Source organism: Pantoea sp. SGAir0180 (assembly GCF_043546245.1).
In genome coordinates this window covers 35,489-60,324 of sequence record NZ_CP028071.1, presented here as the reverse complement: position 1 = coordinate 60,324, position 24,836 = coordinate 35,489, and the positions used below count along the sequence as shown (strand labels likewise).

At 55.2% G+C, this 24,836-nt stretch carries 24 protein-coding genes and 1 riboswitch; of the genes, 10 read left to right on the top strand and 14 right to left on the bottom strand.

What is annotated here, in order from left to right; genetic code table 11:
- Positions 1-28: 28 nt before the first annotated feature.
- A complete protein-coding gene (locus C1N58_RS00365; RefSeq protein ID WP_006118185.1) occupies positions 29-889 on the top strand; it encodes a ketose-bisphosphate aldolase in 861 nt (286 codons plus the stop codon).
- Between the two features lie 283 nt (positions 890-1,172).
- Here C1N58_RS00365 and C1N58_RS00360 read toward each other — a convergent pair whose 3' ends face one another.
- On the bottom strand, positions 1,173-1,922 hold the full coding sequence (locus tag C1N58_RS00360; RefSeq protein WP_394564486.1) for a transporter substrate-binding domain-containing protein: 750 nt from the start codon (positions 1,920-1,922) through the stop codon (positions 1,173-1,175).
- 174 nt (positions 1,923-2,096) lie between these two features.
- Here C1N58_RS00360 and C1N58_RS00355 point away from each other — a divergent pair, with 174 nt between their 5' ends.
- Positions 2,097-2,678, top strand: a complete 582-nt coding sequence (locus C1N58_RS00355) for an NAD(P)H-dependent oxidoreductase (protein ID WP_110268409.1) — start codon at positions 2,097-2,099, stop codon at positions 2,676-2,678.
- Positions 2,679-2,709: 31 nt separating this feature from the next.
- Positions 2,710-3,018, top strand: coding sequence for a putative quinol monooxygenase (locus tag C1N58_RS00350; RefSeq protein WP_033739815.1), 309 nt, complete (start codon positions 2,710-2,712; stop codon positions 3,016-3,018).
- 65 nt (positions 3,019-3,083) lie between these two features.
- Here C1N58_RS00350 and parE read toward each other — a convergent pair whose 3' ends face one another.
- From parE to nudF, 5 genes are read right to left on the bottom strand one after another with little or no spacing between them, the layout of a single operon-like run.
- A complete protein-coding gene (gene parE / locus C1N58_RS00345; protein WP_394564485.1) occupies positions 3,084-4,979 on the bottom strand; it encodes a DNA topoisomerase IV subunit B in 1,896 nt (631 codons plus the stop codon).
- A 48-nt stretch (positions 4,980-5,027) separates the two neighbouring features.
- Positions 5,028-5,609: an esterase YqiA gene (yqiA, locus tag C1N58_RS00340; protein WP_394564484.1), complete on the bottom strand. Its 582-nt coding sequence runs from the start codon at positions 5,607-5,609 to the stop codon at positions 5,028-5,030.
- A gap of 3 nt (positions 5,610-5,612) precedes the next feature.
- The gene (gene cpdA, locus C1N58_RS00335; RefSeq protein ID WP_033739819.1) at positions 5,613-6,440 is read right to left on the bottom strand and encodes a 3',5'-cyclic-AMP phosphodiesterase; all 828 of its coding nucleotides are present in this window, start codon (positions 6,438-6,440) and stop codon (positions 5,613-5,615) included.
- Positions 6,441-6,482: 42 nt separating this feature from the next.
- Complete coding sequence (locus C1N58_RS00330) at positions 6,483-6,908, bottom strand: DUF1249 family protein (RefSeq protein WP_006118191.1); 426 nt, start codon at positions 6,906-6,908, stop codon at positions 6,483-6,485.
- Positions 6,905-7,540 (bottom strand): ADP-ribose diphosphatase, encoded by a 636-nt coding sequence (nudF, locus tag C1N58_RS00325; protein WP_033739821.1) that lies wholly within the window; start codon positions 7,538-7,540, stop codon positions 6,905-6,907. Before nudF ends, C1N58_RS00330 begins: the two co-directional genes overlap by 4 nt.
- Positions 7,541-7,751: 211 nt before the next feature.
- On the opposite strand from nudF, the gene tolC reads away from it, so the two are divergent.
- The 3 genes from tolC to C1N58_RS00310 all read left to right on the top strand — a co-directional run bounded on the left by tolC (position 7,752) and on the right by C1N58_RS00310 (position 11,204).
- The gene (tolC, locus tag C1N58_RS00320; protein ID WP_006118193.1) at positions 7,752-9,224 is read left to right on the top strand and encodes an outer membrane channel protein TolC; all 1,473 of its coding nucleotides are present in this window, start codon (positions 7,752-7,754) and stop codon (positions 9,222-9,224) included.
- 142 nt (positions 9,225-9,366) lie between these two features.
- The gene (locus tag C1N58_RS00315) at positions 9,367-10,035 is read left to right on the top strand and encodes a DUF1190 family protein (RefSeq protein ID WP_033739822.1); all 669 of its coding nucleotides are present in this window, start codon (positions 9,367-9,369) and stop codon (positions 10,033-10,035) included.
- 8 nt (positions 10,036-10,043) lie between these two features.
- Positions 10,044-11,204: a glutathionylspermidine synthase family protein gene (locus tag C1N58_RS00310; protein ID WP_006118195.1), complete on the top strand. Its 1,161-nt coding sequence runs from the start codon at positions 10,044-10,046 to the stop codon at positions 11,202-11,204.
- 40 nt (positions 11,205-11,244) lie between these two features.
- Here the strand turns inward: C1N58_RS00310 and ygiD are convergent, their stop codons facing one another.
- Positions 11,245-12,027 carry a 4,5-DOPA-extradiol-dioxygenase gene (gene ygiD, locus C1N58_RS00305; protein WP_033739824.1) on the bottom strand — a complete coding sequence of 261 codons (783 nt, stop codon included), beginning with the start codon at positions 12,025-12,027 and terminating at the stop codon, positions 11,245-11,247.
- A gap of 182 nt (positions 12,028-12,209) precedes the next feature.
- Positions 12,210-12,866, bottom strand: coding sequence for a 3,4-dihydroxy-2-butanone-4-phosphate synthase (gene ribB, locus C1N58_RS00300; RefSeq protein WP_006118197.1), 657 nt, complete (start codon positions 12,864-12,866; stop codon positions 12,210-12,212).
- Positions 12,867-12,976: 110 nt separating this feature from the next.
- Positions 12,977-13,125: riboswitch (FMN riboswitch) on the bottom strand.
- 171 nt (positions 13,126-13,296) lie between these two features.
- Between ribB and C1N58_RS00295 the strand changes: the two genes are divergently transcribed.
- Positions 13,297-13,635, top strand: coding sequence for a ubiquinone biosynthesis accessory factor UbiK (locus tag C1N58_RS00295; protein WP_006118198.1), 339 nt, complete (start codon positions 13,297-13,299; stop codon positions 13,633-13,635).
- A gap of 38 nt (positions 13,636-13,673) precedes the next feature.
- On the opposite strand, the gene hldE is transcribed toward C1N58_RS00295, so the two are convergent.
- The 3 genes from hldE to C1N58_RS00280 all read right to left on the bottom strand — a co-directional run bounded on the left by hldE (position 13,674) and on the right by C1N58_RS00280 (position 19,352).
- Positions 13,674-15,098, bottom strand: coding sequence for a bifunctional D-glycero-beta-D-manno-heptose-7-phosphate kinase/D-glycero-beta-D-manno-heptose 1-phosphate adenylyltransferase HldE (gene hldE, locus C1N58_RS00290; protein WP_033739825.1), 1,425 nt, complete (start codon positions 15,096-15,098; stop codon positions 13,674-13,676).
- Positions 15,099-15,159: 61 nt separating this feature from the next.
- A complete protein-coding gene (gene glnE, locus C1N58_RS00285) occupies positions 15,160-18,012 on the bottom strand; it encodes a bifunctional [glutamate--ammonia ligase]-adenylyl-L-tyrosine phosphorylase/[glutamate--ammonia-ligase] adenylyltransferase (RefSeq protein ID WP_394550316.1) in 2,853 nt (950 codons plus the stop codon).
- Positions 18,013-18,041: 29 nt separating this feature from the next.
- Positions 18,042-19,352 carry a CYTH domain-containing protein gene (locus C1N58_RS00280; RefSeq protein WP_058708788.1) on the bottom strand — a complete coding sequence of 437 codons (1,311 nt, stop codon included), beginning with the start codon at positions 19,350-19,352 and terminating at the stop codon, positions 18,042-18,044.
- A 264-nt stretch (positions 19,353-19,616) separates the two neighbouring features.
- Here C1N58_RS00280 and C1N58_RS00275 point away from each other — a divergent pair, with 264 nt between their 5' ends.
- Together C1N58_RS00275 and C1N58_RS00270 are read left to right on the top strand one after the other, a co-directional pair.
- Positions 19,617-20,237, top strand: coding sequence for a TIGR04211 family SH3 domain-containing protein (locus C1N58_RS00275; protein WP_006118202.1), 621 nt, complete (start codon positions 19,617-19,619; stop codon positions 20,235-20,237).
- Positions 20,238-20,396: 159 nt separating this feature from the next.
- On the top strand, positions 20,397-21,614 hold the full coding sequence (locus C1N58_RS00270; protein ID WP_394564483.1) for a multifunctional CCA addition/repair protein: 1,218 nt from the start codon (positions 20,397-20,399) through the stop codon (positions 21,612-21,614).
- Between the two features lie 28 nt (positions 21,615-21,642).
- Here the strand turns inward: C1N58_RS00270 and bacA are convergent, their stop codons facing one another.
- Positions 21,643-22,461: an undecaprenyl-diphosphate phosphatase gene (bacA, locus tag C1N58_RS00265; RefSeq protein ID WP_033739833.1), complete on the bottom strand. Its 819-nt coding sequence runs from the start codon at positions 22,459-22,461 to the stop codon at positions 21,643-21,645.
- Between the two features lie 194 nt (positions 22,462-22,655).
- A complete protein-coding gene (gene folB / locus C1N58_RS00260) occupies positions 22,656-23,015 on the bottom strand; it encodes a bifunctional dihydroneopterin aldolase/7,8-dihydroneopterin epimerase (RefSeq protein ID WP_006118205.1) in 360 nt (119 codons plus the stop codon).
- 108 nt (positions 23,016-23,123) lie between these two features.
- On the opposite strand from folB, the gene plsY reads away from it, so the two are divergent.
- Positions 23,124-23,723 carry a glycerol-3-phosphate 1-O-acyltransferase PlsY gene (plsY, locus tag C1N58_RS00255; protein WP_006118206.1) on the top strand — a complete coding sequence of 200 codons (600 nt, stop codon included), beginning with the start codon at positions 23,124-23,126 and terminating at the stop codon, positions 23,721-23,723.
- A gap of 34 nt (positions 23,724-23,757) precedes the next feature.
- On the opposite strand, the gene tsaD is transcribed toward plsY, so the two are convergent.
- Positions 23,758-24,771 (bottom strand): tRNA (adenosine(37)-N6)-threonylcarbamoyltransferase complex transferase subunit TsaD, encoded by a 1,014-nt coding sequence (gene tsaD, locus C1N58_RS00250; protein WP_058708785.1) that lies wholly within the window; start codon positions 24,769-24,771, stop codon positions 23,758-23,760.
- Positions 24,772-24,836 lie beyond the last annotated feature (65 nt).

Below are 24,836 nucleotides of genomic sequence, written 5' to 3'. Positions count from 1 at the left end.
TCATAAAACAAGCTGAGGAAGATTTAACATGTTGATTTCTATGAAAGAGATGTTAAGACCCACCCGTCAACATCGCTTTGCGATTGGCGCCTTCAATGTCGCTGACAGCTGTTTTATCCGCGCGGTCGTGGAAGAAGCCGAAGCCACTCAAACCCCGGCCATTATCTCGATTCATCCCAGTGAACTGGAATTCGTCACCGATGCATTTTTTGGCTATGTGCGGGAGCGCACACTGAAAAGCAGCGTGCCGTTTACGCTGCACCTGGATCACGGTGCATCGGTGGCCCATGTGCTGCGCGCTATTCAGTGCGGTTTCACGTCGGTGATGATTGACGGTTCCCTGCTGCCTTACGAAGAAAACGTGGCGCTGACGAAAGAGGTGGTGAAGCTGGCCCATGCGGTGGGCGTGTCGGTTGAGGGCGAACTGGGGACGATTGGCGATACCGGGACGACCGTGGAAGGCGGCGTGAGCAAAGTGATCTACACCGACCCGGCTCAGGCCGAAGACTTTGTGCAGCGAACCGGCGTGGATACCTTAGCGGTCGCCATCGGCACCGCGCATGGTATCTATCCCAAAGATATGAAACCGGAATTGCAAATGCATATCCTGCGCGACATTTCACAGCGCGTTTCCATTCCACTGGTGCTGCATGGCGGCTCGGCGAATCCCGATGCCGAAGTGGCCGAGGCGGTGACGCTGGGCGTGGGTAAAATCAACATCTCCAGCGACATGAAATATGCCTATTTCCAGAAAGTGCGTGAAGTGTTAACCCGTGAAACCTGGTGGGATCCGAACGTAATTTATCCCGAAGCGATTGAGGCGGCAAAAGCGGTCATTCGCTACAAGATGAATTTGTTTGGTGGGCTGGGTAAAGCGTCGTTGTATTAAGCATCTTCGCTTTTGATTCAGATAACCGCACCGTGGCGTTTCAAAGCCATCTGACAGGAAGTCGGAGCAGGCAATCCGCAGCGCTGAACAGAGCGATAAAACCAGGATTTGCCCGCAGGACGCGGGCAAAAAACGGAGTCGGTACAGGCTGTATCGTCTCCGTCAGTCCGTCAGGCTGAAGCGCGACGTGAAGGCACGCGACAGCGACGTGAGGACGCCCGCTCAGAAACCCTGTCGGATGGCGTGTACAGCGCTGCAAAAAAACTGAGCGCACAAAACATGATTACTTCATCACGCCCGTCCACTGCTGCGCAATCTTCGCATATTCTCCCGTGGCCGTGCTCAGGTGTAGCCACTGATCGACATACTGTTTCCAGCTCATATCATCACGCGGAAGCATATAGGCCTTCTCGCCATACTGAAGCGGTTTATCCGGATTGAGTGCGCACAGGGAAGGGAAGCGTTTTTGCTGATACAGCGCCTCTGAGGCATCGGTAATCATCACATCGGCTTTGTTATCCACCAACTGCTGGAAAATGGTGACGTTATCGTGAAACAGCGTTAACGCCGCCTGAGGAAGATAACTGTGCACAAAGGCTTCGTTCGTCCCGCCCGCGGGTTCGATTAACCGGACGCCGGGTTTATTTAGCTGGTCAACCGTCTGATACTTCGTTTTATCCGCGCAGCGCACCAGCGGAATTTTGCCGTCCACGCCAAGCGGCTGAGCAAACCAGGCGGTTTGCTGGCGCTTCAGCGTAACCGATACGCCACCCAGTGCGATATCACACTGTTTCGCTAAAAAGTCCTGCATCAGGGTTTTCCAGGTGGTAGGTACCCATTGCACTTTCGCTCCCAGTGACGCCGCCAGCGACTCCGCCATGCTGATATCCAGCCCTTCATAGTGGCCATCGGGTTTCAGAAAGCTGTAGGGCTTGTAGTCCCCGGTCGTACAGACTTTCAGGGTTTTGGTGTTGAGCACGCTGTCCAGACGCGACTGGGCCTGGGCAACGCCAGCCACCAGCAGTAAAGTCATTATGAGTGTTTTCTTCATCATTCTTTTTTTCGGAGGTGAGTTTGCGCCGTTATGGTGACATAACCTTACGGGTTATTGCGCTAATCGCAAAAGTGTTGTGATCATTCTCGCATTTTTCTCCCGCGCGTCGCGGCCTAAGCTACTCCCCATAAACGCATACGGGAGACACGCTTAATGAGCAACATTTTAATTATCGATGGTGGTAAAACTTTCGCCCATTCTAAAGGTGAACTGAATCATACGCTGACCGACGTGGCCGCCAGCCAGTTGCGCGATCTGGGCCATGAGGTGACCGTTACCGTCGCCGACAGTGACTATGTTGTGGCAGATGAGATCCAAAAATATCTCGACAGCGATGTCGTGATTTATCAGATGCCAGGCTGGTGGATGGGCGAACCCTGGACCGTGAAACGTTATATTGACGAAGTCTTTACGGAAGGCCACGGCAAGCTGTATGCCAGTGATGGTCGCACACGTTCAGACAGCGAGAAAAAATACGGTTCTGGCGGCCTGCTTCAGGGCAAAAAATATATGCTTTCCCTGACCTGGAACGCTCCGCTGGAAGCCTTTACCGATCCTGAGCAATTCTTCGAAGGCGTCGGCGTGGATGGCCTGTACCTGCATTTTCACAAGGCTAATCAGTTCCTTGGAATGGAAGCCTTACCGACGTTCATCTGTAACGACGTGATCAAGCAGCCTGATGTGCCGCGGGATATTGCTCGTTATCGGACGCATCTCAGCGAAATTTTTGCTTAAATAGACTTTCCCCCCGAAAGAGGAAACGTGAATGTTAACCGTCGTTGCTGAAATTTGTGTGAAGCCAGGCTACCGTCAGAAAGTACTGGAGGCGTTTCATCAGGTGATCCCGACCGTGCTGGAAGAAGAAGGCTGCCATCAGTACAGCGCGCTGGTCGATCATCAGGCGCAGGTGCCGTGGAAACACAACTCACCCGATTCGATTTTCATGCTGGAGCAGTGGGAAACCCTGCGTCATCTCGACCAGCATCAGCAAATGCCGCATATGGAAGCCCATCGCGCTGCCATTAAAGAATACGTGACAGACGTAAAAATTCTGGTGCTGGAACCCGGCCAGTAATTTCTGCAACGCTGACACGAAAAAGCCCCGGTACAGGCCGGGGCTTTTTGCAGCGGGTAACCGACTCAGACTTCGATATCGGCCTTGTCGCCTTTTTCCTGTAACCAGTTGCGGCGATCTTCAGAACGCTTCTTCGCCAGCAGCATGTCCATCGTCCGCAGCGTCTGCTCAATATCGTCGTCACTGACGGTAAGCTGAACCAGACGGCGGGTATTCGGATCGAGCGTGGTTTCACGTAACTGAAGCGGGTTCATTTCACCCAGACCTTTAAAGCGCTGAACGTTCGGTTTGCCCTTCTTACGCTTTAACTGCTCCAGTACGCCCTCTTTCTCGTCTTCATCCAGCGCGTAATACACTTCTTTGCCCAGATCGATACGATAAAGCGGCGGCATCGCTACATAAACGTGGCCGTTTTTCACCAGCGTGCGGAAGTGCTTCACGAACAGCGCGCAGAGCAGCGTGGCAATGTGCAGCCCATCTGAGTCGGCATCGGCGAGAATACAGATCTTACCGTAGCGCAGCTGCGTCAGATCTTCGCTGTCGGGATCGATACCGATCGCCACAGAGATATCGTGCACCTCTTGTGAGGCCAGCACTTCATCCGACGAGACTTCCCAGGTGTTCAGGATCTTGCCTTTAAGCGGCATGATCGCCTGGTATTCGCGGTCGCGTGCCTGCTTGGCTGAACCGCCCGCCGAATCCCCTTCCACCAGGAACAGTTCGGTTTTATTCAGATCCTGTGCTGTACAGTCTGCCAGTTTTCCAGGCAACGCCGGGCCGCTGGTCAGCTTTTTACGCACGACCTTCTTCGCCGCGCGCATCCGGCGCTGGGCGCTGGAAATCGCCAGCTCTGCCAGCTGTTCTGCCGCCTGCACGTTCTGATTCAGCCACAGGCTGAAGGCATCTTTGACCACGGCTGACACGAAGGCGGCGCACTGGCGTGAAGATAAGCGCTCTTTGGTTTGACCGGCAAACTGTGGATCCTGCATTTTCACCGACAGCACATAGGCACAGCGATCCCAGATATCCTCGGCGGACAGCTTCACGCCACGCGGCAGGATATTGCGGTATTCGCAAAACTCACGCATGGCGTCCAGCAGGCCCTGGCGCAGACCATTAACGTGTGTCCCACCCTGCATGGTCGGGATCAGGTTCACATAGCTTTCGGTCAACAGCTCACCGCCTTCCGGCAGCCACAGTAACGCCCAGTCCACCGCTTCGATATCGCCTGTAAAGGCACCCACAAACGGTTTTTCCGGCAGCGTCGGCAGGCCGTTTACGGCTTCACACAGATAATCTGTCAGGCCATCTTCGTAACACCAGCGCTGCTCGGTATTGTTGAGCTTGTCTTTAAAGACGATTTCGACACCCGGACACAACACGGCTTTCGCTTTCAGCAGGTGAGATAAGCGGGAAACCGAGAAACGCGGGCTGTCAAAGAAGTGTTCGTCCGGCCAGAAATGGACGCTGGTGCCGGTGTTGCGTTTGGCTACCGTGCCGGTGACGGTCAGATCCTGCACCTTTTCACCATTTTCAAAGGCGATAGTGTAGATCTCGCCGTTACGGCGCACATTCACTTCAACGCGTTTGGACAGGGCATTAACCACCGAAATCCCGACGCCGTGCAGGCCACCGGAAAACTGGTAGTTTTTATTGGAAAATTTACCGCCCGCGTGCAGCCGGCACAAAATGAGTTCAACAGCCGGAACGCCTTCTTCCGGGTGGATGTCCACCGGCATGCCGCGCCCGTCGTCGATGACTTCCAGCGACTGATCGGCATGCAAAATCACCTCTACCCGTTTGGCATGGCCCGCCAGTGCCTCATCGACGCTGTTATCAATGACTTCCTGACCCAAGTGGTTAGGGCGCGTCGTATCGGTATACATTCCCGGGCGACGGCGAACCGGCTCAAGGCCAGTCAGGACCTCAATGTCACCCGCATTATAGCTTGATTGACTCATGGTAACTGTCTGATTAGATGAAGAAAATGGTTGCGATTTCCACGTTGCTCAAGCGTGATTCAGGCCCAGAAAGTCCAGAATTTGCGGGAAATGGCGCTCGAATCCAGTAAATGCATGATTTCCGCCCTCTTCAACCGTATGACGGCACGCGCTGTAATAGTCGAGTGCCTGGCGGTAGTCGAGCACTTCATCGCCGGTTTGTTGCAGCAACCACAATAAATCAGGCGCTTCCAGCGGATCAATCTGCATCACTTTCAGATCGTAAATGTGGCGAGACTCTAACACATATTGCTGACCGGTGTAGGGATTCTGATTTTCACCCAAAAAATCCACCAGCAACTCAAACGGGCGAACGGCGGGATTGACCACCACCGCCGGCAGCATAAAACATTGTGACAGCCAGGTGGCGTAGTAGCCGCCCAGCGAAGAACCGACGAGGCCCAGCTGTCGTCCGCTGTGGCTGAGCACAATATCTTCCAGCATAGCTGCCGCATCCGCAGGAAACGTTGGCAACTGCGGCACAATCATCTCGATATCGGGATGATGCTGGCTCAGCCACCGTTTAAACAACGTCGCTTTTGCTGAACGCGGTGAGCTGTTAAAGCCGTGCAGATAAAGCAGCGCCTTCATCCGTTAATATCCTTCAGCATCCAGATCGGGGCGAAAAGCCTGTGTGGTGAGTCGGTTGACTTCGGTCTCAAGCTGACCGTCATTGTGCAGCGTAAACCAGCGCCAGCCGGGCGCAACGGTATCGATGGTAAAGCTGGTACAGTGCGGTTTGAACTGCACGCAGGTCGACGGCGTTGCCAGCACACGGCGGCCCTGCCACGGTACATCCATTTCCTGATGAATATGGCCGCAGACCAGCGTTTTTGCCAGCGGATAGTGCTGCAACACGGCGTCTAACTGATGCGGATTGCGCAGGCTGTGTTGATCAAGCCAGGTGCAGCCCGACGCTAAAGGATGATGGTGCAACAGCACCAGCGTATGGCGCTGCGGATAACGGGCAAGCGTGGTATTCAGCCACTCAAGCTGGTAGTCACTTAACATGCCATGGGGCACGCCGAAGACCTGGCTGTCCAGCAGAACAACCTGCCAGTGATCGCCTAACAGCACATGCTTGTGTGCGTTAATGCCGGCCTCTGCCAGCGTATCGACCATCGCAGGTTGAAAATCATGATTCCCCGGCAGCCAGACGCAAGGTTTAGGCAGGCGCGAAATGCCCTCAACAAAATGCTGATAGGCTTCGACTGAGTGATCCTGAGAGAGATCGCCGGTGGCAACGATAAGATCATAATCACGCTGCTGCGCGATGATCGCATCCAGTACCGCGTCATAACTGGCCCAGGTATTCACCCCCAGCAGGGATTCGTGTTTTCCTGCGAACAAATGCGTGTCCGTTACTTGCAGAATCCGAACCTCAGATTCTGTTGTCGCAGGAAGAGTTAGCAGGCTATCCAAAGCGTTTCCTTCGTCTCTACGCCATTCAGTGCATTATACGCATCAGCAAACCGGTACTGCCATCGCGCCGTGCGTCAGGCAATAACGTAACCAGTCAGCAAGAAACTGATTGATTTGATGCTTCTCATCACGCTGATTCATTTTTTTATTCGGATAATCATAACGTGCTTTGAACCGATAGATCTGCTGTGTCGAACACACTTCAGCCACCATCGCGTCATGATACAGCCTGACAGACATTGACGGCAGGCTCCAGTAACTTACGGCTGGGGCCGTCTGACGGATATCGACCAGGGTAGTATAACGCGTTGATTCTTCAACGGTTACCTGGTAGCGGGCGCCACTCACCTGATAGATCACCGATGCGCCTGCTGCGTCATCACGTGGTAGCAGACGACGTAACTGGGCGAAATTGGTTTCGCACAGCCTCATCATCTCGGGGAAATCAGGGATATAGCGCTGTTTCATTTTTGCGTCCACTCTTCTCGAAGTTTTTTATGGTGCAGTGCCAGCCATTGCAAGGCGATGACAGATGCCGCGTTATCAATAATCCCCTGTTCCACCCAGTGGTAAGCCTGTTCACGACTGACCACATGGACAAGAATATCCTCATTCTCTTCCTCCAGACCATGGCATCCTTTTGCCTGGCTGGCATCCACTTCTCCGACCATTACCGATAACCGTTCGCTGGTGCCGCCGGGGCTGGCCAGGTAGTTCAGCACCGGTTTGACCCGGCCAACCGTCAGATCCGCTTCTTCGACGGCCTCACGGCGTACCACCTGCTCCGGGGTTTCACCCGGTTCAATAATGCCTGCCACCATTTCCAGCAGCCAGGGCGTGGGACTGCAATCGAAAGCCGGGATGCGGATCTGTTCAATCAGCACCACTTCATCACGGACGGGATCATAAGGTAGCAGCACAGCGGCATGACCGCGCTCAAAAACTTCACGCGTCACTTCCCGGCTCATTTGGCCATTAAACAACCGATGACGAAAGCGATAACGCACAATGGAAAAAAAACCCTCGTATGCGGTTTCTCGTGCAATAATTTCTACATCATTTTTTGTGAAAGTCACAGGTGATGTTTTATTGTCCTTCATCATTAAGTTCCTTATGCAGATTGGGATAACACAGATAAAACACAAGCCCAGATGCCATCCAAAGGGTTATTACTGAGTTATTTACCTGAAACACACAAATATGGCACGTTCAGCCACCTTATCTCACAGTTGCCCTCTGCTAGAATCTGCGATAATTTTTGGCTTACAGGCGGCACAGTCACTGCGATTTGCTGCAACAAAAGGAATGCAAATGAAAAAACTGCTCCCATTTTTTATTGGGCTGAGCCTGGGCGGTTTCAGCTTCGCCAGCCAGGCGGAAAACCTGCTTCAGGTTTACCAGCAAGCGCGTTTAAGCAACCCTGATCTGCGTAGCTCTGCGGCGACGCGTGATGCGGCGTTCGAGAAAATTAACGAAGCGCGCAGTCCTTTATTACCCCAACTGGGTTTGGGTGCAGACTATACCTACGCAAACGGCTACCGTGATAGTAGCGGTATTCACTCCAATACCACCAGTGGCTCGCTGCAATTGACGCAAACCATTTTCGATATGTCAAAATGGCGTGCGCTGACGCTGCAGGAAAAAGCAGCCGGTATTCAGGATGTGACCTACCAGGTCGCCCAGCAGGATCTGATTCTGAACACCGCGACGGCCTACTTCAATGTGCTGAAAGCCATTGATACGCTTTCTTACGTCGAAGCGCAGAAGATGTCGATTTATCGCGAACTGGATCAAACGACCCAGCGCTTTAACGTGGGCCTGGTCGCCATTACCGACGTGCAGAACGCCCGCGCGCAGTACGACAGTGTCCTGGCGAATGAAGTGACCGCGCGTAATGACCTGGACAACGCAGTGGAGTCTCTGCGTCAGATTACCGGTATGGATTACCTGGCGCTGGCGTCGCTGGATATTGATCGCTTCAAAACCACTAAACCTGAAGCGGTTAACTCGCTGCTTAAGCAGGCTGAAAGCCGCAACCTGAACCTGCTTTCTGCCCGTCTGAACCAGGACTTAGCCCGTGAGCAAATCCGTTCAGCGGAGGCGGGCCATTTACCGACGCTGGATCTGACCGCCTCGACTGGCCTGTCCAACAGCAAATACGGCGGAAGCCGTGCTGAGCAAAATGCCAGCTCGACAGATTCCATCACCGGCAACAACAAAGTGGGCCTGAGCTTTACCCTGCCGCTTTACAGCGGTGGCAGCGTGACCTCGCAGGTGAAACAGGCGCAATACAACTTTGTCAGCGCCAGTGAGCAGTTGGAAGCCGCGCACCGTTCAGCCGTGCAGACCGTGCGCTCGTCTTACAACAACGTCAATGCGTCAGCAAGTAGCATTGCCGCTTACAAACAAGCCGTGGTGTCCGCGCAAAGTTCATTAGACGCGATGGAAGCCGGTTACCAGGTGGGAACCCGTACCATCGTTGACGTGCTGAATGCGACATCAACGCTTTATAACGCTAAGCAGCAGTTGTCGGATGCGCGTTACAGCTATCTGATTAACCAGTTGAATATCAGCTATGCCCTGGGCACGCTGAACGAGCAGAGTTTGGGTGTGCTTAACAGTCAGTTAGGTAAAGAAATCTCAACCTCGCCGGAAACGGTTCAGCCACAAAATGTACAGCAGGTGCTGGGTGAAGATCACATCTCCACTTCCGAAACGGCACCAGCACCGGCCCCCGTACATAAGGCCGCACATAAGAGCAGCCGTAATCCGTTCAGTCACTAAGCCTGTTGCGGGCTGCTTTGCGGCCCGCCTCTCTGCAAAACGTATAACTACGTAAAGATCCCCGTCCTGCCTGGCCGTTAGCTTCATTTCTCACCACTCATCCCCTATTCTATGCACTACCTTTGGGCACAGGATATTTATAATGAAACGGACTAAAACGATCCGCTATGCCGCCTTTCGTAAGAGCTGGCAAGCAAGACACTTAACGCCTGTTGCTATCGCTGTTTCAGCGGTATTTATGCTGGCAGGTTGTGAGCAAAACGACGAAACCGTCACCCTTTATCAAAACGCGGACGACTGTTCAAAAGCCAATCCGGGACAAAGTGCGCAGTGCACCACCGCGTTTAACAACGCTAAAAAGGAAGCTGAACGCACCGCGCCAAAATATGCGACACGTGAAGACTGTGTCGCCGAATTTGGTGAAAACCAGTGCCAGCAGGCACCGGCACAGGCGGGCACAGGCAGTACGAATGCCGAAGCGCAGCAAAGTGGCAGCTTCTGGATGCCGTTAATGGCAGGCTACATGATGGGGCGCATGATGGGCGGTGGCGCGGGCTTTGCCCAGCAACCGTTGTTCTCACCGAAAACCCCCAACAGCCCGGCAAACGGTCAGTTCGTGGATGCCTCTGGCCGTAACTACGGTAATGCCACCCCAGGTAAGACCATGAACGTGCCCAAAACTGCCCTGGCGCCGAAACCGACCACCACCTCAACCATCACACGTGGTGGTTTTGGCGAAACGGTCGCGAAACAAAACGCGATGCAACGCAGCAGTGCTTCCGGCACCTCCAGCCGTTCGCTGGGAGGCTAATACCGTTTATGCAACGTATCGCGATTTCTGAGCGTCCGGGCTGGCGGGAAAAAGCCACAGAGTTTGGTTTTCGTTTTCACACCATGCACGGTGAGCCCTACTGGTGCGAAGATGCTTACTATCAGTTTACCCTGGCGCAAATCGACTATCTGGAGGAGGTGACCGCCGAACTTCATCAGATGTGTCTGCAGGTGGTGGAAAAAGTGGTAAACAGTGAAGCCCTGCTTACCCGGTTCCGTATTCCAAAACACACCTGGGATTTCGTGCGTGACTCGTGGAATCAGCGTCAGCCTTCACTTTATTCCCGTCTCGATCTGGCGTGGGATGGCCGAGGCGATGCCAAACTGCTGGAAAACAACGCCGATACACCGACCTCGCTGTATGAAGCGGCGTTTTTCCAGTGGCTGTGGCTGGAAGACCAGCTGAATGCGGGCCAGTTGCCGCCTGGCAGCGACCAGTTTAACAGCCTGCAGGAAAAGCTTATCGATCGCTTCACGGTGCTGCATCAGCAGCACGGCTTTAACTGGCTGCACTTTGCCTGCTGCCGGGATACCGAGGAAGATCGCGGCACGGTGCAATACCTGCAGGACTGCGCCACGGAAGCCGGCTTACCCAGCGAATTTCTCTATATTGATGAGATAGGGCTGGGTGAGAAAGGCCAGTTTACTGACCCGCACGATCAGGTGATCAGTAATCTGTTTAAGCTTTACCCGTGGGAATTTATGCTGCGCGAAATGTTTTCGACCAAGCTGGCGGATGCGGGCGTGCGGTGGCTTGAACCCGCCTGGAAAAGCATTCTGTCAAACAAAGCGTTATTGCCGATGCTGTGGCAGATGTTTCCCAATCATCCCAACCTGCTGCCTGCCTGGTTTGCTGAAGACGACGTGCCGCCTATGGACAAGTATGTGGTCAAACCGCTGTTCTCCCGCGAAGGCGCTAACATTCGTATCGTGGAAAACGGCAAAGAGATCGCCCGGGTGGATGGTCCATACGGCGAAGAAGGCATGATTGTGCAGCAGTTCCATCCGCTGCCAAAATTTGGTGACAGTTATACGCTGATTGGCAGTTGGCTCATCGACGATCAACCGGCCGGTATTGGCCTGCGGGAAGATCGGGAGTTGATCACGCAGGATCTGTCGCGTTTCTATCCGCACGCCTTTATTGAATAGCCTTTTATCTCCAGGCCAGTTCGCTGGCCTGTCTTACGCGTTAACCGACCTGTACCGACAACATACTGATTGCGCCCATCTCCATACCTTCCACCGGAACGGTCACTGGCTCATCTGCGTGACGGGAACCCAGCACATACAGCAATGGCAGGAAGTGTTCCGGCGTCGGGTTGGATAAGGCCGCATCCGGATGCTGCATAAAACTCACCAACGGATGTGCGTCCGCCTCGGCCTGCACCGCCAGATTGTCCCGCACGAAGTTATTGAACCCCGTGGCCCAACTGTAAGCTTCGCCACCGCCCCAGAGAACTTTACGCAGGTTGTGCACCACATTACCGCTGGCGACGATCATCACGCCGCGATCGCGCAGCGCAGACAGCTTTCTTCCCATCCCGAAATGCCAGGCGGCGGGCTTGCCGCTGTCGATACTGAGCTGGACGACCGGGATATCTGCGTCGGGATACATTTTAATCAGCACGCCCCACGAGCCATGATCCAATCCCCATGCGTGATCCAGATGAACCGGCACCGGGGATAACCGTTCCGCAATCTCTTCCGCCAGTGCGGGTGAGCCCGGCGCGGAATAACGGGTATCAAAAAGCGCCTGAGGAAAGCCGCCAAAATCGTGAATAGTGCGTGGATTGTCCATCGCCGTTACGGCAGTTCCCTGTGTGTACCAGTGAGCCGAAACCGCCAGAATCGCACGTGGCCGTGGCAGGATTTCACCGGCTTTACGCCAGGCAGCGGTATAGCGGTTTTCTTCTAAGGCATTCATTGGGCTGCCGTGTCCCAAAAACAGCGCCGGCATGCGAACCTGACTCATAGTGATCCTTGATGTGTTCATTCTGTGAACACCACGATACGCTTTTTACCGGCGTGATCACGCGGATAAGCATGATGTTCTCTGTCAGAAATTTTGAATAAAAATGGCAGGAACTGAGGAAGCACACAGACAGGACAAGGCGAGACGATCAGGCCAGAGAACTGGCCTGATTAAGACGAAAACTAGCTGGCCTGACGCGTTTCGTGTTCGCGACGGTAGGCTACCAAATCTTCGATGGTGACGACGGGCATGGCGTGTTGTTTCGCGAACGCGATCACTTCCGGCGCATGCGCCATGGAACCGTCGTCGTTGGTCAGTTCACACAGAACGCCTGCGGGCTTGAAGCCTGCCAGCGTCACCAGATCGATCGTGGCTTCGGTGTGGCCACCGCGCGTCAGAACGCCGCCATCATGGGCACGCAGCGGGAAGACGTGACCCGGACGGTTTAAATCTTCAGGTTTTGCGTCATCGGCAATCGCGGCACGGATAGTGGTAATACGATCCTGAGCAGATACGCCGGTGGTTACGCCTTTTGCCGCTTCAATCGTCACGGTGAAACCGGTGCCGTAGGCGCTGGTGTTGTTTTCCACCATCATCGGCAGCGCCAGTTGCTGGCGACGTTCTTCAGTCAGGCACAGACAAACGATACCGCTGCCGTGACGAATGGTTAACGCCATCTGCTCCACGGTCATGGTCTCCGCGGCGAAAATCATGTCACCTTCGTTTTCGCGATTCTCATCGTCGAGAACCATAACACCACGGCCTTCGCGTAAGGCTGCGATAGCACGTTCTACACGCTGTTTCGGCGTGCCAAATTCAGAAAGTAGAGTCTGATTCATGGTAATAAAACCTTATAAATGTGTTGGGTTACCAGAATCAGGGCAAGCTTAGGAGTGACGTCGTAAAGACGTAGCAATGACGCAAAACAGACATAATGCCTGACAGATGTCGTTACCCTCTCCCATCCGGACTTTAACCGTCGGCCCCGGAATTACACCGGATCTGCTGACCTTCACCATTACGGCGAAGCGCTCGCGGGCTTTCAGCCTGGGCTGATTTACCGCCGGTGGGGAATTTCGCCCCGCCCTGAGAATAAGCGTTTTAACTATAACGTTTCCCCGTCAGGGCAGCAATCCACAAAGCCATTATTGCTTTAGCTTTTTTTGCGCTATGGATTTCAGGTTTAACCTTTTCAATTCAGGCATTACACTTAAGTGACTCTAGCGTTGGTAAAATGCTGCCACAGCAACCCGTAACCAGGAAATCATCATGATCGACACGAAAAAAATTGAACAAATTGCCCGTCAGGTTCATGACGCGCTGCCGAAGGGAGTTCGTGAATTTGGCGATGATGTTGAAAAGAAAATACGGCAGACTCTGCAGGCCCAACTGACCCGCATGGATCTGGTCAACCGTGAAGAGTTTGATGTACAGACTCAGGTTTTACTGCGTACGCGGGAAAAACTGGCGGCGCTGGAACAACGTCTGGCCCAGCTGGAAAGCAAAGGAACCGGGACCGCATCGTCTGCACCCGCGGTGCCCACCACGCCAGGCCCGGCACCGGCGATTGTCCCGGCGGCGAACCCTGCGGATAAATCCGGCGAGTGATGCTGGCTGGCGGGAGCGCAGGCTCCCGCCATCACGACTCAGTTGCCGCGAATGGTTTTAATGATATTGGTGGTTGAAATGCCATCTTCAAAGTTCAGCACCCGCACATCACCGCCATTCGCCCAGACTTCCTTACTGCCTGCAATGTCTTCCGGCTTGTAATCCCCGCCTTTCACCAGTAAATCCGGTAATATGCTGGCGATCAAACGCTGCGGCGTATCTTCTTCAAACAGCACGACCCAGTCTACGGCTTCCAGTGCACCCAGCACGATCATCCGGTTTTCCTGCGGATTCACCGGACGGCTGTCGCCTTTAAGACGTTTCGTCGACGCATCGCTGTTTACCGCCACAATCAGGCGATCGCCCAGTTTACGGGCGTTTGCGAGGTAGGAAACATGACCGGCATGCAGGATGTCGAAGACGCCATTGGTCATGACCACTTTTTCGCCGCGCTGACGGGCCATAGCGACGGCCTCTTTTAGTTCCGCTTCGGTCATGATGCCAAAACCGCGCTCCGGACGGGCATGAATGGCGTTTTCGAGCTCCACGATGCTGACGGTTGAGGTTCCCAGTTTACCCACCACCACACCGGCTGCCGCGTTGGCCAGGAAACAGGCTTCTTCCAGCGAATCCCCCGCCGCCAGAGCAGCAGCAAGCACACCAATCACCGTATCCCCGGCGCCGGTAACGTCAAACACTTCCTGTGCCTGCGTGGGCAAGTGCAGCGGCGCTTTCCCCGGCTGTAGCAGCGACATGCCATTCTCAGAACGCGTGACCAGCAGCGCGGAAAGGTCGCAATCGGCAATCAGTTTCATGCCGCGTTCAACAATTTCCTGCTCCGTCCTGCATTTACCGACAACAGCTTCAAATTCCGACAGGTTGGGCGTCAGCAGCGTCGCGCCGCGATAGCGGGCAAAATCGGTGCCTTTCGGATCGATCAGGACGGGCACACTGGCTTCACGCGCCAGAGTGATCATCTGCTGAACGCTGTCGAGCGCCCCTTTGCCGTAATCCGACAGCACCACCGCGCCACTGCTGGCCAGCGACTGGCGCATTTTTTCGTGCATCGGTGCGGCATCAACCTGCTCAAAACCTTCTTCAAAATCCAGGCGGATAAGCTGCTGGTTGCGGGACAGCACACGCAGTTTGGTGATCGTCGGATGGCTTTTTAACGTGACAAAATCGCAGTCAACACGAACGTCCTTCAGCGTTTTACTCAGGACCTGAGCCGCATCGTCCTCACCGGTCAGCCCGATCAACCGTGAACCGGCACCCAGCGCAGCAATATTCATCGCCACGTTAGCGGCGCCGCCAGGGCGTTCTTCAACGGTCTCCACTTTCACCACCGGCACCGGGGCTTCAGGGGAAATACGGCTGGTAGGGCCATACCAGTAACGATCCAACATGACATCGCCAACGACCAGTACCGAAGCCTGGCCGAACGCGGGCAGAGTAACTTTCATTCCAGACACTCCAGACTGCATTCAAAATAGTGCGCGGATGATAGCACAGTTGCTATCAGCATCACGCCGTGAGAGATTCTGCTGACTGCAACCACCGCTGCCAGCTGGCGTTGACCGACGCTCTTTCCTGCGCAAAGGCATCCGGTTCGACGTGTCCCGGCAGCGCCTGCAGCGCCAGATGGTGCAAGGCATCGCGCAGCGTGACATAGGCATGGGTTAACGCCGCCGCTTCGTCGTCTGCCATTTTTTGATGGTTTGCCATCAGTTCAAAGATCCGCACATTGTCCGACCAGCGCGTTAAGGCAGGGTCTGCTGCGGCATAGCGCAGTACCAGATATTGGGCAATAAACTCGATATCGGTAATGCCGCCTTCGTCGGTTTTGATCTCCCAGCGCCCTTTATGCTTATTGCTCAGATGCGCGCGCATTTTATCACGCATCTCCCTGACCTCGGTTTGCAACGCCGCCGGTTCACGGGGCAGGCAGAGAATCGCCCGGCGAATGGCGTTGAAACGTTCGCTCAGGGCGGGCTCACCGAAGACAACCCGGGCACGCACCAGCGCCTGATGTTCCCATGTCCAGGCTTCGTTACGTTGATAGTCATCAAAAGCGTCGAACGTGCTGACCAGCATGCCCGCCGCACCGGAAGGACGCAGGCGCGCATCCACTTCGTACAAAATCCCGGATGAGGTGCGGGTGCTAAACAGGTGCATGATACGCTGGGCCAGCCGCAGATAAAACTGTCGGCCGTCAATGCTGCGTTCGCCCTGGGTCACCGCGTCCAGCGGGCAGTCGTGCAGAAAAACCAGATCAAGATCGGAGCTGTAACCCAGCTCCCATCCACCCAGCTTGCCATAGCCCAGCACGGTAAAGCCCCGCTCGTGCTCCTGCACCAGATGCGAAGGCCGACCGTAACGTTGCACCATCATATTCCAGGCCTGTTGCACCACCGATTCAATGATGGCTTCGGCCAGCCAGGTTAAGTGATCGCTCACTTTCATCACCGGCAACGTCCCTGCAATGTCGGCTGCCGCGATACGTAACATCTGCGCCTGTTTAAACTGGCGTAACGCTTCAAGCTGTTGCTCTTCATCATCGGCGGGAATGCGCATCAGGTACTGGCGCAGTTCATCACGATAGGCATCCGTCGCGGTGGGCTGATACAGCGTGGCGGGATCGAGAAGCTCATCCAGCAGCAGCGGATAATGCGCCAGCTGGCTTGCCACCATCGGCGAGGCTGCACACAGACGGATCAGGTGCCGCAGGGCTCCGTGATATTCCGTCAGCAGCTCCAGATAGGTACTGCGCGTCAGCACGCTGAGCAGCAGCGGTGCCAGCCGGCTAAAGGTGACGGCCGCATCGCTGCGCAGACAGACTTCGCTCAGCAGGCGCGGCATCAGCTGATCCAGTGCCTGACGGCCGCGCGGACCAATGGAACGGCGGCTGATATCCTGACGAAACGCTTCCAGTGACTGATTGAGCGCCTGACAGTGTTCCGCGTCCAGTTGAGGAACCAGCGGGGCCAGCTCGCTGTCTTCCAGACTGTCCTGCCAGAGCATATTAAAATCGGCCAGCTCCGGTTGATCGCCAACATCCGGCGAATCTTCACCGATCAGCTCGTCAAAGATTGCCCGCACGGCGGCCATGTGCGTATCCAGTTTTGCGCTAAGTTCTGACCAGTCCTGACACTGCATCGCCCAGGCCAGTCGGGCGCGGTGCAGGGCATCTTCCGGCAGCGTTTGCGTTTGTTCATCGGCCAGGCTTTGCAGCAGGTTTTCCAGCCGCCGCAAAAACAGGTAGGCCTCGCGCAGTGCAGCAACCTGCTCCGGTGGCAGTAAGCCCAGGGATTCAATGGCGGAAAGCGTGGGCAGCAAAGCTCTGAGCTGAAGCGAGCGCTCACGTCCACCGCGAATCAGTTGAAAGACCTGGACGATAAATTCCGTTTCGCGGATGCCGCCCGCCCCCAGCTTAATGTTATTTTTCAGGCCACGGCGGCGCACTTCACGTGAGATCATCGCCTTCATGTTACGTAACGACTGAATCACGCTGAAATCAATGTAGCGGCGATAGACAAACGGCCGCAGCATCTGCTGCAACTCCTGGCTCCAGCGATCCTGATCATCGCCCATCAGCCGGGCTTTCACCATGGCATAGCGTTCCCAGTCGCGCCCCTGCTCCTGGTAATAATCTTCCAGAGCGGCAAAGCTCATCACCAGCGGCCCACTGTCGCCAAAGGGCCGTAAACGCATATCCACCCGGTAAACAAACCCGTCCGCGGTGGGCTGATCGAGCACCTTGATCAGGCGCTGCCCCATACGGGTAAAAAATTGCGCATTGTCGAGTTCACGTCGACCGCCACGGGTACTGCCGTTCTCGGGCCAGACAAAAATTAAATCGATATCAGAGGAGAAATTCAGCTCGCCGCCGCCCAGTTTTCCCATGCCCAGGATCAGCAGCGGCTGAGGCTCACCCGCGGCATTACACGGCGTGCCAAACTCACGACAGCAGTCCTGATAAACCCAGTCACGCGCCGCACTGATCAGGACCTCCGCCAGTACACTCAGCTGTTGCAACGTCTGTTCTGTGCTGGCGTGATGCAGGCACTGCATCCAGGCAATGCGCACCAGCATCCGACGCCGAAACAGGCGCAGCACGCGCATCAGACTGGCTTCGCTGTCTGCCGCCGCCATGTCACCACTCAGCCACTGCGCATAGTGCCGCCACTCTTCAGGCTGAGGCGAGCGGTCAGCGATCGCCTGCCACCAGTCCGGGTTCTGCTGCAGGTTGTCGAGCACGAAATCGCTGAAGGCCAGACCGGCAAGTTGCTCTTCCGTAAGAGCAGAACCGGTAAGACCTGACTGTTCGACCGCCCGCTCGGCCTGAGTACGCAATACGGTAGGTAAGGCTGGCAACATGTTCTCTCCCTGATAGCGTGCTGTTAGATTCAGCGCGGCGAGCCGCTGGTTAACCAGAACGGCGGTTGTTTCATTGCCTGCGCGGTTAAGCCGTCTAAGCTGACGTGCTGCTTTTCGTGTATGGCGCGCTGTAGCTGCTGCCACGGGGCCAGCCAGCGCTCTACCGCGTCCGGCGAGTAAGCGCCCGCCAGCAAATGAACGGCCAGTAATTGTCGATCGAGACGCGTGGCTTTGTCCTGATATTCATTCGCCTGATGAATAGTGGCAAAGGTTTCTTTCAGATCGGCATTAATGCGGCCCAGCATGATATCGCCGAAGCGCTTGAAGGAACCTTGCAGCTTGGCTTGCCCCTTCTGATCAATCCACGGCGTCCATTGTGCCTCAGCCAGCCAGTGAGTAAGTGCTAACTGAGTTTCTACGGAGCGAGTAGAGAAGCAGAAGCTGTCTGCATCCACGTCTTCATTCAGCAGCGTTTCTTCCAGCGTCGTCAGCTTCTGACGCAGATCGCTACTGGCCTTACGCGGCACTAACGCACCAAAGAGCGCAAAGGCCTGGCGCAGCACGTCCAGCGCTTCACGTACTGATTCCCGCGCGCGCTTATTGCCCCGTAACCACACTTCTTCATGATATTGCCAGTGCTCCAGGCCAGCGGCCATTGCCGCCACCATGCCAGCTTCCACCGTCGCCTTCGGTCCGGCTTTCAAAAGCGGAAAAGCACGTAATTCACGTGGAAGGTTACCTTTCGCCAGCTGATAGCCGCGTGCCGCTTTGCTCAGGCTGCCCATACGCAGGTCGCCCACGGCAATCAGCTGCTGCGCAAACGCCAGCATATCGCTGCGCTCACCGCTTTTTAACTCCAGTTCGACTTCTGACAGCGCTTCCTGATGCTCACCGGCCGCGACCTCGCCTTTATCGAACGCGATTTCCACTTCGCTCTTACCTGCCGTCACCAGCCAGATTTCACGGTCAAAATGCGTGCTGAACAGCGGGTTCAGGCGCTGCTGCAAGGCCGCGATATCCGTTCCCTCTGGCCAGATGTCGGCGGGCAGACGGCTGATATCCAGCGTAGGTTCCGTCAGGTCAACGTTGTATTCGCCGCGCTGATGTAAACCGCCCAGCGTACTGCCGGCCGTTTTCAGCGTCATTTCGTAACGCTGGTCCACGCCGCGAATACGTAAGCCCATGTTCCACCGTCGTAACTGGTTATCGTCGGTTTCAAAATAGATATTGGTCAGCTGGCGCGCTGCCTGATGCTGATGCGGAAAAGCCGCCAGCCTCTCTGCCAGTTTCCCGGCAGCGTTGGGTTTTGCAATGAACTTAAGCTCAATCTCAATGGTCATATTTTTTTATTCACTACGTCGCTGGCACTTGAGGATATATTCCCTGCCCGTTTAAGGTTATCTTCTGCTGCATCCACTGAGCCGAAGATGCGGGTTTTCAGGCGAAGAGTAATGCACAGAAGCCTTGCTGTCTCTGGTTTCTTTCTGCTTTCGCTCGCCTTTTCGCACTGTTATGAGACCAGGATAGTTCTCATTCAGATTTATGCGAAGCCTCTACAGACTGTGCCGGTAAATTATCTTTATTTTTAAACAAAACGAAATCGAATGAAAAAAATCACACTTGCTGGAATCACTTTGCTGGCCCTCAGCGCCCTTACACCTGCTCATGCCGATCAAAAACGCTATGTTTCTGACGAATTATCCACCTGGGTTCGCAGCGGCCCCGGCGACCAGTTTCGCCTGCTCGGTAAGCTGAACGCGGGTGAACAGGTCGAACTGCTACAAACCAATGACGCCACCAAATATGGCCAGGTGCGCGATGCGGAAGGCCGCACCGTCTGGATTCCCCTGTCGCAGTTGAGTGAAAATCCCAGCCTGCGCACCCGGGTGCCTCAGTTAGAACAACAGGTTAAAGACCTGACGGCTAAGTTAGCGAACATTGACAACAGCTGGAACCAGCGCACGGCCGAGATGCAGAATAAAGTGGCCAGCAGCGACAGCGTCATCAATGGGCTGAAAGAGCAAAATCAGAAGCTGAAGAACGAACTGATCGTGGCCCAGAAGAAGGTCAATGCCGCTAACGTTCAGCTGGATGACAAACAGCGCACGATCATCATGCAGTGGTTTATGTACGGTGGCGGCGTGCTCGGCGTGGGCCTGCTGCTGGGTCTGTTGCTGCCGCATATGGTGCCGCGTCGCAAGAAAAACGATCGCTGGATGAACTAACCTTTTCCACCGCTCGCTGCAAAAGGGGATCGTAAGATGCCCTTTTTGGCCTGTCTGCAATATGTCGAATTTGTGTAACAATAAGGGTTGTGCCCGTCTGAATTCAGGTGCAGGACGCCCGCAGACGCGCAGGTCGCTTATTTATCTCTGGAGTGGTGTGTGAAGACGTTTCTTGTTGGCGGTGCGGTACGTGATGCGTTGTTGAAATTGCCGGTTAAAGACAAAGACTGGGTGGTCGTGGGCGCAACGCCAGAAAGCATGCTGGAACAGGGCTATCAGCAGGTGGGCCGCGATTTTCCGGTGTTTCTGCATCCTGACAGCCGCGAAGAATATGCACTGGCGCGCACCGAACGCAAAAACGGCAAAGGCTATACCGGTTTTACCACCTGGTCGGCCCCGGACGTCACCCTGGAGCAGGATTTACAACGCCGCGATCTGACGATCAACGCCATCGCCCGCGATGAAAACGGCACGCTCTATGATCCCTACCAGGGGCAACAGGATATTGCTGACCGACTGCTGCGCCACGTTTCAGAAGCCTTTAGTGAAGATCCGCTGCGCGTGCTGCGCGTGGCGCGGTTTGCTGCGCGCTTTGCCCACCTTAACTTTCGCATTGCCGATGAAACCCAGGCGCTGATGCGGCAAATGGTGGAGAGCGGCGAGCTGGCCGATCTTACCGCTGAGCGCGTGTGGAAAGAGACCGAAAAAGCGCTGTCCTCGCATAATCCTCAGGTCTATTTTCAGGTGCTGCGTGACTGCGGTGCCCTGAAGGTGCTGTTCCCGGAAATCGATAACCTTTATGGCATCCCCGCCCCCGCCAGATGGCATCCTGAAATTGACACGGGCGTGCATACGCTGATGGCATTGACGCTGTCCGCCGCCTTAAGTGAGGCCATTGATGTACGTTTTGCCACGCTGTTTCACGATGTAGGCAAAGCGTTAACGCCCGTTGAAAAGTGGCCCAGCCATCGCGGTCATGGCCCCGCCGGTGTGCCGCTGGTTGCCGCACTCTGTGAGCGTTTGCGCGTGCCGAATGCCATTCGCGATTTAGCCCTGCTGGTAACCGAATTCCACGACACGATGCACACCATTGAGCAGTTGCCTTCTGAGGCGATTGTGGCGTTATTTGACCGTCTCGACGCCTGGCGTAAGCCTGAACGCGTGCATCAACTGGCGCTGTGTAGCGAAGCCGATGCCCGTGGGCGCGGTGGGCTCGCCAGCATGCCGTATCCACAGGGTGACTATCTGCGACGCGCATTTGTGCGGGCGCAGGCCGTGTCATCGAAAGCGGTGGTTGAGGCGGGCTTTAAAGGGAGTGCGGTGCGGGAAGAGCTGACGCGGCGCCGCATCGACGCCGTTGCCGAAGGCAGAGGTTAACGCGGCCAGTGACCTGGCCGCGTTGGGTTTACGTGAACAGCATGTAAACCGCAGCCGCTACGATAAAGCGGTAGACCGCAAACGATACGAAAGAGATGCGTTTGATCAGCTCCAGGAACACTTTGATCGCAATCATCGCGACGATAAAGGCAGTGATAAAACCCACCGCAAACATCGGGAAGTCGGCCATGCTCAGGAAGCCCAGGCTCTTATACAGATCCAGCCCGGTCGCCCCCATCATCATCGGTACGGCGAGGATAAAGGAGAACTCGGACGCCGCATAGCGACTCACGCCCATCAGCATCCCGCCTGAAATCGTGGCACCTGAACGCGAGAAGCCCGGCCACAGCGCCAGACACTGGAAGCAGCCGATCATAAACGCCTGACGATAGGTAATGTCATCCACGCCAACGGATTTTGGCTGTTTTGGCTTCAGGAATTCCGCCGCTAACAGCAGCAAACCGCCGACCACCAGCGCATACATAACATTTATCGGATTAAACAGCGTTTTAATTTGATCGTGTAAGACCAGCCCTATCACGACAGCAGGAATCATGCCCAGCAGGATATGAATCAGCGTTAAGCGACCGGTTCCTGTCCCTTCGTGTTTGACTTCGCCAAAGTGGATGCCGATCAGGCCAAACAAACGCCGCCAAAACATCACGACTACCGCCAGAATGGAGCCTAGCTGAATCACGACTTCAAAGGTTTCGGCTTTGTCACCCTCAAAGCCAAGCAAATGCCCCACTATAATCATGTGCCCGGTGGAAGAGACCGGTAAAAACTCGGTCAGCCCTTCTACCACGCCCAGGATTGCAGCTACCCACAGCTGATGAATATCTGCCATCAATGTATTCCCTCTGTCCGTTTTAAAACCATGAAAAAGGCGCTAGCAGCCGCGCTATCGCCTTAAATCTTATCTGCTTCAGTCTGAGTAAAACCTTAAGGTTAACTACCGTTGAGTTTTTACTAACGAAACGGTATCTGCTGAGACAGACCATAATTTGGTTTGGTTTCATTGTGATGGCAATCACATCATCACTATTTAGGAATAGTCCCGCGCTCAATTCGCACGCCAACCTGCGCGGCCTGCGCTACAGCGCCCGGTTTTGCTACCTTTATACGCACACCGGGCGAATTGAAACGGTTCATCAACAGATCCGCAATTTCTTCGGCAACGCGTTCGACCAGTGCAAAACGTCCGCCCGTCAGATGTGTCAGGATCGCCTCAGAGACGTCGGCGTAGCTCAGACAATCCTTAACATCGTCACTGGCGGCCGCCTGGCGGTTATCCCAGGCCATTTCGATATCGATCACCAGCTTCTGCTGAATCCCCTGCTCCCAGTCGTAAACGCCAATTGTAGTGAAGACGGTGAGTTGTTCTATAAAGACGATATCCATGACGGTGCTCTCTGTTTTTGGCCAGGCCGGATACCACTTCCGGCAGATTGTGCGTATTATCCATAGTTGACGTGATCAAAACGACCCCAAAGGAAACGGGACGGTGTTATGAGTGCTTTCGCGCTTGGTATGATTATTTTCGCGTATCTGTGTGGGTCCATCTCCAGTGCGATTCTGGTATGCAAACTCGCCGGGCTACCCGATCCCCGCACCCACGGTTCAGGCAACCCGGGTGCCACCAATGTGCTGCGCCTTGGCGGCAAAGCGGCGGCAGCAACGGTGCTGGTATTCGATATTCTGAAAGGTATGGTGCCTGTCTGGTTGGCGTACCTGCTTCATGTGCCCCCGCTCTATTTGGGCTTAACCGCCATTGCCGCCTGTCTGGGCCATATTTATCCGGTGTTTTTCCGCTTCAGGGGTGGGAAAGGCGTGGCGACCGCGTTTGGTGCTATCGCGCCTATCGGCTGGGATTTGACCGGACTAATGACCGGCACCTGGCTGTTGACCGTGCTGCTCAGCGGCTACTCATCGCTTGGGGCGATTGTCAGCGCCCTGATTGCGCCGTTCTATGTCTGGTGGTTTAAACCGCAGTTTACGTTCCCGGTTTCCATGCTCTCCTGCCTGATTTTGCTGCGGCATCATGACAACATCCAACGTCTGTGGCGTCGTCAGGAAAGTAAAATCTGGAAGCGCAAAAAGAAACAGTAAGCGTAAAAAAAGCCGGTTGACCGGCTTTTTTCTGTCAGATGGCAGGCAGTTCGGCCAGCGGCCAGCGCGGCCTGACGCTTACGCCCAGCTCTCCCCGCGTACCGCCTTTTAGACGCACCATGCCCGCGTAGGCAATCATGGCACCGTTATCGGTGCAAAATTCAGGACGGGCATAAAACACCTCACCACCGCGCTTCTGCATCATGACCGCCATTTGCTCGCGCAGCGTACGGTTGGCACTCACGCCGCCCGCAATCACCAGCCGCTTAAAGCCGGTTTCATCCAGGGCGCGTTTGCATTTGATGGCCAGCGTATCCACCACCGCATCTTCAAACGCACGGGCGATGTCGGCACGGGTTTGCGCGTCATCGTCATGGCCACGAATGGTATTCGCCGCAAAGGTCTTCAGGCCCGAGAAACTGAAATCCAGCCCCGGACGATCGGTCATCGGACGCGGGAACGTGAAGCGTCCAGCCGTGCCCTGCTGCGCCATTTTCGACAGCATGGGACCGCCGGGATAATCCAGCCCCAGCAATTTGGCGGTTTTATCGAAGGCTTCGCCTGCGGCATCGTCAATTGACTCGCCCAGCAGTACATATTCACCAATGCCGGTAACGCTGATCAGCTGCGTGTGGCCGCCAGAAACCAGCAAGGCCACAAACGGGAAGGCGGGTGGATTGTCTTCCAGCATCGGCGCCAGCAGATGGCCTTCCATATGATGCACGGGCACCGCAGGCACCTTCCACGCAAAGGCCAGCGCGCGCCCAATCGTCGCGCCCACCAGCAGCGCGCCGACCAGGCCCGGCCCCGCCGTATAGGCCACCGCATCAATCTGCTGCGGCGCTAAACCCGCCTGTTTCAGCGCCGCCTGAATCAGGGGCACCGTTTTACGTACGTGATCGCGCGAAGCCAGTTCCGGTACCACGCCGCCGTAATCGGCATGCAGTTTTACCTGGCTGTAGAGCTGGTTCGCGACTAAGCCAGCCTCGTCATCATAGATTGCGATGCCGGTTTCATCGCACGATGTTTCAATACCCAGAATTCGCATTGCTTCACCTCATTCTTGCGGCGCGCAGTTTAGCATAGCCACTGTGCAAAAAGAGGACTCAATCC

Coding starts and splice junctions, on each gene's coding strand:
- C1N58_RS00365 (WP_006118185.1), top strand. CDS start 29: ATGTTGATTTCTATGAAAGAGATGTTAAGACCCACCCGTCAACATCGC.
- C1N58_RS00360 (WP_394564486.1), bottom strand. CDS start 1,922: ATGACTTTACTGCTGGTGGCTGGCGTTGCCCAGGCCCAGTCGCGTCTG.
- C1N58_RS00355 (WP_110268409.1), top strand. CDS start 2,097: ATGAGCAACATTTTAATTATCGATGGTGGTAAAACTTTCGCCCATTCT.
- C1N58_RS00350 (WP_033739815.1), top strand. CDS start 2,710: ATGTTAACCGTCGTTGCTGAAATTTGTGTGAAGCCAGGCTACCGTCAG.
- parE (WP_394564485.1), bottom strand. CDS start 4,979: ATGAGTCAATCAAGCTATAATGCGGGTGACATTGAGGTCCTGACTGGC.
- yqiA (WP_394564484.1), bottom strand. CDS start 5,609: ATGAAGGCGCTGCTTTATCTGCACGGCTTTAACAGCTCACCGCGTTCA.
- C1N58_RS00330 (WP_006118191.1), bottom strand. CDS start 6,908: ATGAAACAGCGCTATATCCCTGATTTCCCCGAGATGATGAGGCTGTGC.
- nudF (WP_033739821.1), bottom strand. CDS start 7,540: ATGAAGGACAATAAAACATCACCTGTGACTTTCACAAAAAATGATGTA.
- tolC (WP_006118193.1), top strand. CDS start 7,752: ATGAAAAAACTGCTCCCATTTTTTATTGGGCTGAGCCTGGGCGGTTTC.
- C1N58_RS00315 (WP_033739822.1), top strand. CDS start 9,367: ATGAAACGGACTAAAACGATCCGCTATGCCGCCTTTCGTAAGAGCTGG.
- C1N58_RS00310 (WP_006118195.1), top strand. CDS start 10,044: ATGCAACGTATCGCGATTTCTGAGCGTCCGGGCTGGCGGGAAAAAGCC.
- ygiD (WP_033739824.1), bottom strand. CDS start 12,027: ATGAGTCAGGTTCGCATGCCGGCGCTGTTTTTGGGACACGGCAGCCCA.
- ribB (WP_006118197.1), bottom strand. CDS start 12,866: ATGAATCAGACTCTACTTTCTGAATTTGGCACGCCGAAACAGCGTGTA.
- C1N58_RS00295 (WP_006118198.1), top strand. CDS start 13,297: ATGATCGACACGAAAAAAATTGAACAAATTGCCCGTCAGGTTCATGAC.
- hldE (WP_033739825.1), bottom strand. CDS start 15,098: ATGAAAGTTACTCTGCCCGCGTTCGGCCAGGCTTCGGTACTGGTCGTT.
- glnE (WP_394550316.1), bottom strand. CDS start 18,012: ATGTTGCCAGCCTTACCTACCGTATTGCGTACTCAGGCCGAGCGGGCG.
- C1N58_RS00280 (WP_058708788.1), bottom strand. CDS start 19,352: ATGACCATTGAGATTGAGCTTAAGTTCATTGCAAAACCCAACGCTGCC.
- C1N58_RS00275 (WP_006118202.1), top strand. CDS start 19,617: ATGAAAAAAATCACACTTGCTGGAATCACTTTGCTGGCCCTCAGCGCC.
- bacA (WP_033739833.1), bottom strand. CDS start 22,461: ATGGCAGATATTCATCAGCTGTGGGTAGCTGCAATCCTGGGCGTGGTA.
- folB (WP_006118205.1), bottom strand. CDS start 23,015: ATGGATATCGTCTTTATAGAACAACTCACCGTCTTCACTACAATTGGC.
- plsY (WP_006118206.1), top strand. CDS start 23,124: ATGAGTGCTTTCGCGCTTGGTATGATTATTTTCGCGTATCTGTGTGGG.
- tsaD (WP_058708785.1), bottom strand. CDS start 24,771: ATGCGAATTCTGGGTATTGAAACATCGTGCGATGAAACCGGCATCGCA.